At 73.0% G+C, this 6,115-nt stretch carries 7 protein-coding genes; 1 reads left to right on the top strand and 6 read right to left on the bottom strand.

Annotated elements, in window-relative coordinates; translation table 11 throughout:
- The 4 genes from ACFPZN_RS43820 to ACFPZN_RS43805 form a co-directional block, all read right to left on the bottom strand.
- The coding region (locus tag ACFPZN_RS43820) for an HD-GYP domain-containing protein (protein ID WP_378288703.1) at nt 1–1,024 on the bottom strand (1,024 nt) is incomplete at its 3' end.
- Between the two features lie 369 nt (nt 1,025–1,393).
- A complete protein-coding gene (locus ACFPZN_RS43815) occupies nt 1,394–2,320 on the bottom strand; it encodes an NAD-dependent epimerase/dehydratase family protein (protein ID WP_378288701.1) in 927 nt (308 codons plus the stop codon).
- Nucleotides 2,321–2,386: 66 nt separating this feature from the next.
- On the bottom strand, nt 2,387–2,719 hold the full coding sequence (rsrA, locus tag ACFPZN_RS43810) for a mycothiol system anti-sigma-R factor (protein WP_378288699.1): 333 nt from the start codon (nt 2,717–2,719) through the stop codon (nt 2,387–2,389).
- A 3-nt stretch (nt 2,720–2,722) separates the two neighbouring features.
- On the bottom strand, nt 2,723–3,475 hold the full coding sequence (locus ACFPZN_RS43805; RefSeq protein WP_378288697.1) for a sigma-70 family RNA polymerase sigma factor: 753 nt from the start codon (nt 3,473–3,475) through the stop codon (nt 2,723–2,725).
- A gap of 285 nt (nt 3,476–3,760) precedes the next feature.
- On the opposite strand from ACFPZN_RS43805, the gene ACFPZN_RS43800 reads away from it, so the two are divergent.
- Nucleotides 3,761–4,759: a methyltransferase domain-containing protein gene (locus ACFPZN_RS43800; RefSeq protein WP_378288695.1), complete on the top strand. Its 999-nt coding sequence runs from the start codon at nt 3,761–3,763 to the stop codon at nt 4,757–4,759.
- 58 nt (nt 4,760–4,817) lie between these two features.
- On the opposite strand, the gene ACFPZN_RS43795 is transcribed toward ACFPZN_RS43800, so the two are convergent.
- Both ACFPZN_RS43795 and ACFPZN_RS43790 read right to left on the bottom strand, forming a co-directional pair.
- The gene (locus tag ACFPZN_RS43795; protein ID WP_378288693.1) at nt 4,818–5,150 is read right to left on the bottom strand and encodes a TraR/DksA family transcriptional regulator; all 333 of its coding nucleotides are present in this window, start codon (nt 5,148–5,150) and stop codon (nt 4,818–4,820) included.
- Between the two features lie 79 nt (nt 5,151–5,229).
- A complete protein-coding gene (locus ACFPZN_RS43790) occupies nt 5,230–6,090 on the bottom strand; it encodes an SOS response-associated peptidase (protein ID WP_378288691.1) in 861 nt (286 codons plus the stop codon).
- Nucleotides 6,091–6,115: the final 25 nt, after the last annotated feature.

Below are 6,115 nucleotides of genomic sequence, written 5' to 3'. Positions count from 1 at the left end.
GGCCGTTCATCTTCTCGTGGTGGTGCATGATCCCGGCCAGCGCCTCGTCCAGGAACCCGATCTCCCGCACGATCTCCAGCCCCCGCATCGGATGCAGCTGGATCGCCGCGAACTCCTCCTCCGTCAGCGACCCCGACTTCTGCAGGAACTTGGTCGGCACGCCCAGCTTGCCCACGTCGTGCAGCATCCCGGCGTACCGGATCGCCTCGACCCGGTCGGACCGCATCCCGATCTCCTGCGCGATCATCACCGAGCCGCGCGACACCCGCTCGGAGTGGCCGCGGGTGTAGTAGTCCTTGGTCTCCACCGCCTGGCACAGCGCGGCGAGGGTCGCGGCGTGCGCCTGCTGCTGCGCCCGCGTCTGCTCGAACGCCCACCGCGCGATGAACAGCGGCAGCAGCACCAGCACCGCGGCGAACGGGCCGATGCCCACCCGCGACCACAGCCCGGCGATCAGCAGCCCGAACATGCCGTAGCCCAGGCAGCCGAAGGCGAGCTGGCCGCTGGCGCTCAGCAGCTCGCGCGGCGCCGCCTGCTTGCTCAGCAGCAGGATCCCCGCCACCAGCAGCAGGTTGACCAGGACGAAGGTGACCAGCGCGCCCAGGAACGGCCCGATCACGTGCTCCACCCAGTCGACCTGGCCGGGCTCGAACCGCTGCCCGCCCAGGGCGCCGAAGACCACGCCCGACGCGTACCCGCACAGCGCGAACTGGGCGCCGTTGAACAGCCGCTTCACCGGCGCGAACAGCCGCTGGCCGGTGACGATCGCGCACACCCCCAGCAGCGCCGCCCCGGCCGGGCCCAGCAGCACCACCGAGGCCAGGCTGGCCGCGAAGCTCAGCGAGACCCGGGCACGCTCCACGTTCAGCAGCGCCGGGGCCGAGTCGCAGATCAGGAACAGCACGGCCAGCACGGCCAGCGTGCGCCATTCCATGCCCTCGTAGGACGCCGTCGCGATCAGCCCGGCCGCCAGCGCGACCACGCCGCAGACGTACGCCCAGGCAGCGAGAGGTAGTCCACGCATGCCGCCCCCTCGGGAGTGACCTTCCCCCGTGCCGTCGCCGGGGGTTCGACGCGGGCCGCCGCCGGGGCCGGCCGTGCCGCGCTCGCGGCACGTCAGACCCAGGACACGCCCCTGGTCATGGTCAGCGACGACGACGTCATGACAGGCCCGATCCGGTCGAGACCGGCGGTGACCACATGCACGAGCATGGCTCGCTGCCTCCCCCGCGTTCCAAGGCCCGCCGGATCCCTCGACCCGGCCCCCAGGCGAACACTTCCCCTCCGCCCGGGCACGCATGTGTTCCCGTCGCTGATTCCGGCACAAGCGTAACGCGCGAGGTCCAGGTCACACAGGCAAGCCGAGAATCGTGAGCAAAGTGTGAAGGGAACGTCACCCGGGGTGAGAGGCGCGGCCGCGGGCCCACCCGACGGTGGCGGCCAGCCCCTCGCGCAGGGGTGTGCGGGCCGTCCAGCCGAGATCCTCGCGCGCGGTGGACGGGTCGACCGCCATCGCGGGCAGGTCGCCGAGCCGGGGCGGGGCGAACGCGGGGTCGTCGGGCGCCCCGGCGGCCTCGGCGACCAGCGAGTGCAGCGCGCGGTCGGTGGTCTGCACGCCGGTGCCGACGTTGTAGCGGCCGCCCCCGCCGCGCCCGTCCACGGCGCGGGCGAAGGCGTCCACGACGTCGAGCACGTAGACGTAGTCGCGGGTCTGCGTGCCGTCGCCGAACACCCGGGTGGGACGGCCCGCCAGCAGCGCGTCGGTGAAGATCGAGATGACCCCGGCCTCGCCCTCCGGCGTCTGCCGCGGGCCGTACACGTTGGCCAGGGTCAGGATGGTGAAGTCGAGGCCGTGCAGGGCCCGGTAGGTGCGCGCGTACACCTCGCCGGTGACCTTGGACGCCGCGTACGGCGAGGCGGGGCGCAGCTCGGCGGACGCGGGGACGGGAAGGGCGTCCGGCACGCCGTAGACGGCGCAGCTGGAGGTGAAGACCACCTTGCGGACACCGGCGGCGCGGGCGGCCTCCAGCACGTTGGCGGTGCCCAGAACGTTGGTGCGGGCGTCGGCCAGCGGGTCGGCGACGCTGGCGCGCACGCTGACCTGCGCGGCCAGATGGCAGATCACCTCGGGCGGGCGGGCGGCGACCCGTCCGGCCAGGTCCGGGTCGGCCACGTCCATGCGCCACAGGTCGATGTCGGAACGGGTGTTGGAGCCCGACGACAAGTCGTCCAGGCCGGTCACCTCATGGCCGTCGGCCAGCAGGCGGTCGACCAGATGGGACCCGATGAAGCCGGCCGCGCCGGTGACGAGTACGCGCACCCGAGCACGATACCCAGGCCCCCGGGCGCGGCGCCGCCGCCGTCAGGCCGTCAGCCCGTCAAGCCGTCAGCCCGAGCCGGTGATCTTGCCGGGGGAGGCGGACTCGGCGGCCGCGGACGGGGCGGCCGACTCGGCCGTCCTGATCTCGCCGCAGACCTCCTCGATCCGTCCCATCACCTTGGCCCGCAGGTCCTCGGGCGCCTGGTCGGACCGGCAGCACTTGTTCACCAGCTTCTTGACGGCCTCCTCGAGGCCGTACTCGCGCAGGCACGGGCCGCACTCCTCGAGATGCTGCTGCACCTCGCCGCAGCCGCCCTGGTCCAGCTCGCCGTCCAGATAGGTGTAGACGCGGGCCAGTACTTCCTCACACGGCGTCTCGTGGTGGTCGCCACAGCTCATGGCTCACTCACCCTTCCCGCTCGCCCGGGACAGGCCGCGCTCCCGGGCGTAGTCCTCGAGCATTCCGCGCAGCTGCCGCCTTCCGCGGTGCAGGCGCGACATCACGGTCCCGATCGGCGTGCCCATGATCTCGGCGATCTCCTTGTACGCGAAGCCCTCGACGTCGGCGAGATAGACCGCGATCCGGAACTCCTCGGGCAGGTCCTGCAGCGCCCGCTTCACATCGGAGTCGGGCAGGTGCTCCAGGGCCTCGGCCTCGGCCGACTTCAGGCCGCTGGAGGTGTGCGACTCCGCGCGCGCGAGCTGCCAGTCCTCGATCTCCTCGGTGGCCGCCTGCTGCGGCTGCCGCTGCTTCTTGCGGTAGGAGTTGATGAAGGTGTTGGTCAGGATCCGGTAGAGCCACGCCTTGAGGTTCGTGCCCTCCTTGAACTGGTGGAAGGACGCGAACGCCTTGGCGAAGGTCTCCTGCACGAGATCCTCGGCGTCCGCCGGGTTGCGCGTCATGCGCAACGCGGCCGAGTACAGTTGGTCCAAGAACGGGAGCACGTCGCGCTGGAAGCGCTCCTGGCGCTGCTCCACGGTCTCCGTGGTGCCCGGTACCTGACCCACCCCCTCCGCTGTGGTGACGCCGTCGGCGTCGTACTGCACAGACGATAGCGGGCCTCGCTGCCTCTTCACGCCGCCGGGGGCGGGCACGCCACCGGTGCGCACCGGCGCCGCGGGGCCTCTCGCGTGTTCGGCAACGGCTGTGGTCATGGGCTGCACCTCCGCTGTGACGGACTCTTCTGCCGCGCGCCGGACGTGCCCCGGACGTGCCGGGGCAGCACCGTCCGAAGTTCGGAAACCGGCCACCCGGAACCCGTGTCGTTCGGCGCATGCGCGCGGGCGTTATGAGACGGTGCAACGCCGGTACGGCCCCGTCGATTCCCGGCGCCGGGGCCGGAGGGCATTCCATCCGGAACTGCACGGAGGGTGATGTCCGGGCCCGGCGGGGGAACAATCGACATACACGGCGAGAACAGGAGCAAACCGTTGCTACCGGTGCCGGCCCGACCTCCCGAGCCCTCCGTTGCCAGCCTGCGCGATTCCCCGGGCGAACCCGTCCCGGACGAGGACGAACCTCTCGCGCTCTACTGGCGGTTCTACTGGGCGGTGGCCGCGGCCCAGCTGGACCGCTGGCTGCCGCGCCGGCCCGCGCGGATCCTGGACCTGGCGGGCGACACCGCGCGCAGCGGCGCGCAGGCCGCGGCCGCCGGGCACCGGGTGATCCAGGTGCTGGACCCGCAGCTGGGCCCGCACGGCCCCGCCGGCGCCGAGGCCCCCGCCGGCGCGCTGGAGATCAACGGTTCGGCCCGTCCCGAGACGGCCGGGCCCGGAGCGACCGGGCCCGGGGCGGCCGGCGGCCCCGAGGGCGGCGCGAAGAGCGTGCCCGCGAACGCGAACGCGAACGGGAACGCGCACGCGCGGGGCCGCGGGAACGGGATCGCCCCGAAGAACGGCCGGGGCTCCGGCCCGCCCGCCGGCCCGCCCTCCGAGCCGCGGCGCGTGATCGCCGACTCGGGGGCGCTGGGCTTCCTCACCGACGGCTGCGTGGACGCCGTGGTCGCGGAGAACCGGGTGCTGTCCCGGCATCTGGTGACCGAGGCGGCGGTCGCGGAGATCGCCCGGGTGCTGCGGCCGGGCGGCCGGGTCCTGCTGTCGGTCGACTCGCTGACGCTGGGCATGGCGCTGCTGGCCGAGCAGAACTGCTGGGCGCACCTGTCGGACGTGCCGAGCGCCGAGGTGCTGCTGGTGCCGTGGCCGGACGGCACGATGACCCGCTGCTTCTGGGCCGAGCAGCTGCGCGAGCTGCTCGCCGACGCCGGGCTGGAGGTGGAGTGGATCAGGCCGCGCACGGTGCTGTCGCCCTCGACCGTCGAGCACGTGCTGTCGTCCTCGCCGCGGGCGCTGCCGCGGCTGGTGCGGACCGAGCTGAACGCGCCGCTGAACGACGACTCGCTGGGCGTCCACCTGCTGGCCAGCGCACGCCGCCGCGGCTGACCCGCCCCGCCCGCCGGCCGGGCGGACGGAGGGGCGGGGCGGCCGGCGCGCGGCGGGGTCAGCGCATGGCGCGGTCGTGCTTGGCCTGGCAGGTGACGCAGCGGGCGGCCTCCGGGCGCACCTCCAGCCGGCCCTCCGGCACCTGCTTCCCGCAGCCCAGGCACCGCCCGTAGCTGCCCGCGGCGACCCGGGCCAGCGCCGCCTCCACCGCGGCGCGGTGCCGCCCCATCGACTCCAGCGCCGCCTCGACGCGGTCGCTGTCGGAGAGGTTGGAACCCGCGTCGGCGGCCGAGAGCTCGCGCTCGGGATGCTCGCTCTTGAGGACCGCTGTCGAACGGTCCAGATCGGCCAGCAGGGCCTCGAGGCGGGTGCGGGCGGTGGCGGTGTCCACGGTGCCGGAACTCCTCCCGGTACGCGCCGCTGGGGGGTCGGCGCAGGGGTTCGCCGTCCGACCGCCTTCGCACCGACGGTCAGAACAAGGTGTCGGAATGTCCGCCTGGACTATCCCCGTTCGCCGAAGGTTTTATGAGTTCCGGACCGTTGTTTCTCACGCTGTTGACCGCTTTTGATACGGGATAGGCGTCCATGGTCCCCGACATGGCGGGCACCAGCAGGCCGCGGACCTGCTCGGTGTCGGTGAGGGCCGGGTCCAGCCAGGCGTCCCAGCGGTCCGCCTCGACGATCATCGGCATCCGGTCGTGGATCCGGCCGAGATCATCCGGCGCGTCCGTGGTGATCACCGTGCAGGTCCACACCCATTCGCCCGTCTCGGGGTTCTTCCACAGCTCGTAGAGCCCGGCCATGGCCATCAGGCCGCCGTCCTTGGGGTGGATGAAGAAGGGCTGCTTCTGCGGCTTCTTCTTGCCCTTCTTCTGCTTCTCCGCCGGGTCGGCGGGCTCCTCGCCGCCCTGGTCCTGGAGGGTGTACCACTCGAAGTAGCCGTCGGCCGGGAGCAGGCAGCGGCGCTTGGCGAACGCGCGGCGGAACGAGGCCTTCTCGTGCACCGTCTCCATCCGCGCGTTGATCATCCGGCTGCCGATGGACAGGTCCTTGGCCCAGGAGGGCACCAGGCCCCAGCGCAGCGTGCGCAGCTGCCGGACGGCCTCGGCCTCGGCCTCCGCCCCCTCCGGCGGCGCTCCCCCGCCCGCCTCGGCGCCGCCCGCCGCCCGGTCCCCGGCGTCCCGCGGCACGCGCGTCAGGATGGCCGGCACCTGCTTGGTCGGCGCGACGTTGTAGTCGGGCTGCAGATCATTCTCTACGGCGTCCAGCTGCACCTGGAACTCGTCGAGGAGTTCCTGGCGCGCCCTCGCCGTGGCATATCGACCGCACATGGGTCCATCCTGCCCGTTCCCTACG

Origin of the sequence: Actinomadura rugatobispora (assembly GCF_042656285.1) — a bacterium.
In the GTDB taxonomy this organism is placed as follows: domain Bacteria; phylum Actinomycetota; class Actinomycetes; order Streptosporangiales; family Streptosporangiaceae; genus Spirillospora; species Spirillospora rugatobispora.
This window is presented reverse-complemented; position numbering and strand designations above follow the sequence as displayed.

Excerpts from the sequence above, each read along its gene's own strand:
- ACFPZN_RS43790 (WP_378288691.1), bottom strand. The coding sequence starts at position 6,090 with ATGTGCGGTCGATATGCCACGGCGAGGGCGCGCCAGGAACTCCTCGAC.
- rsrA (WP_378288699.1), bottom strand. The coding sequence starts at position 2,719 with ATGAGCTGTGGCGACCACCACGAGACGCCGTGTGAGGAAGTACTGGCC.
- ACFPZN_RS43805 (WP_378288697.1), bottom strand. The coding sequence starts at position 3,475 with ATGACCACAGCCGTTGCCGAACACGCGAGAGGCCCCGCGGCGCCGGTG.